3 protein-coding genes are annotated in these 1,737 nt (G+C 68.4%); 1 reads left to right on the forward strand and 2 read right to left on the reverse strand.

Going from position 1 to position 1,737, the window contains the following annotated elements; genetic code table 11:
• Together VGH54_RS24670 and VGH54_RS24675 are read right to left on the reverse strand one after the other, a co-directional pair.
• Positions 1-582, reverse strand: a 582-nt coding sequence (locus tag VGH54_RS24670) for a CoA transferase (protein ID WP_331514759.1), incomplete at its 3' end; no start/stop codon positions are given.
• 19 nt (positions 583-601) lie between these two features.
• The gene (locus VGH54_RS24675) at positions 602-1,588 is read right to left on the reverse strand and encodes a MaoC family dehydratase (RefSeq protein ID WP_331514758.1); all 987 of its coding nucleotides are present in this window, start codon (positions 1,586-1,588) and stop codon (positions 602-604) included.
• A 35-nt stretch (positions 1,589-1,623) separates the two neighbouring features.
• Here VGH54_RS24675 and VGH54_RS24680 point away from each other — a divergent pair.
• A partial coding sequence (locus VGH54_RS24680; protein WP_331514760.1) for an acyl-CoA dehydrogenase family protein occupies positions 1,624-1,737 on the forward strand: 114 nt, incomplete at its 3' end.

Consider the following 1,737-nt stretch of genomic DNA (forward strand, 5'->3'; position numbering starts at 1 on the left):
GGCATTCATCCAATCGAAGAAGGCCGGTTCGCCGCGTCGGGTGCCATCCGGTCGGCTGGGGCTTTCCACCTTGACCACGACGGCGCCTGCGCGAGCAAGCAGCTGACCGCACAGCGGGCCGGCCCACAACGACGACAAGTCTGCCACCAGCAACCCGTCTGCCCGCCGCGGCCCCACGGGGGTGCCGCAGCGTCGCACGGTCGGTGCCTCCGCTGAAGCTTCGCCCAGCGCTGCGACCGCAACGTCGAGCAGTCGGGCGCGGTCTACCACGTCGGCGGTAGAATGCGCTGCCGCCCAACGGGATAGCACTGCCCACGGATCGCCGGTGACCGTGTCGACCTCCATCAGCGCCGGTAGCGCCGCGACGTCGTCGTCGCGCGGCAATGCGACCGCGCACCAGCCGTCGACCGTGCGAAGCAATCGGGTGGCGCCGCCCGCCGAGATTCGGCCGGGCCGCGCCAGGTTCATGACCGCGGCCCGCCCGGTGAGAATGGTCGCGGCGTCGACCGCGACGCCGAGAAGTCCAGCGACATCGGCGGCGACTCGGCGGGCTTCGGCCAGCACCGTGGCCCACTCCGACATCGCGCTCACAGCCTGATCCTCAGAACTGCAGCGCCGTGAAACGCCAGTCCAAGACTTGGCGTGGCTCGTCGCGCGGATCGCTGAACGCGTAAACCAGCGACCGCAGTCCCAGTACCCCGCCGCCTTCGGCCGGCTCCGCGGATTCGATGTGCAGCTCGCTGTAGAGAGTGTCGCCTTCGCATACCGGCGCGGTGTGGTCGCAAGACTGCCAGCCCAGCACGGTCGCCAGGTTCGGCAACAGCTTGCTGGCCTGGGCCAGCGCCAATCCGATGGTGTGCCCGCCGTAGACCAGACGCCGGCCACCAAGACGCGAATCATGATGCACGCCGGCAATATTCAAGGTCAGACGGGCCAGTTCCGGCGCGCTGGTGACTACGTCGGCGCTACTGTGCAACACCGACCCGGCCAGGCCGGCATCGAAATGCGGCCCGGTGACACGCTCACGAAAGACCTCGCCATTCCAATCGGCGGCCGCCGACGGTGGCGCAGCCAGATCGGCGCCGATCTTTGACAGGTCGTCGTCATGGTCGGCGGAGTCCGGGTCGGCGCCGGCGCTCAGCGGCAGCATCGCACAGCGGTAGAAGTCCAGGATGAGCCGATCGGCCTGATCGATGGTGGTGATCCGCAGGGCCATCAGCCCGGTGGGCGCCCGGCCCGGCTTGGCGGAATTCTTCTTCAGCCCGACAACCTCGGTGCGGGTAAACAAGGTGTCGCCGATCGCCGGGAAGCGGAAGAACGTCAGTCCGCGGTAGAACAGGTTGGCCTTGACGTGCTGGGTGGCCAGCGTCGACTGACCGATCGCGACGTCGCAGACCAAGCCCGGGTGCGCCAGCGGCGCCGGCAGCCCGGTGACCGCGGCGGACAGCTCGGCGTCCAACGGCAACCGCAACCGGTCACCCAGGATGCTCTGGTGCACGGCGGCCAGCCCGGGGGTGAGCGTCATCGACGGCGCACCGGTGAAGACCTGGCCGTTATGCACCTGGTCGAAGTACGGGCCGACGGTCATGGTGGCCCCGCTTCGCCGCATGCCAACATTGCCGGATGGGTACGGGACTGAACGACGACGAGGCGATGCTGGTCGCGACGGTGCGCGAGTTCGTTGACAAAGAGGTCAGACCTACGGTGCGCGAAGTCGAGCATGCCAACGAGTATCCC

Source organism: Mycobacterium sp., assembly GCF_036488105.1.
Taxonomy (GTDB): Bacteria; Actinomycetota; Actinomycetes; order Mycobacteriales; family Mycobacteriaceae; genus Mycobacterium.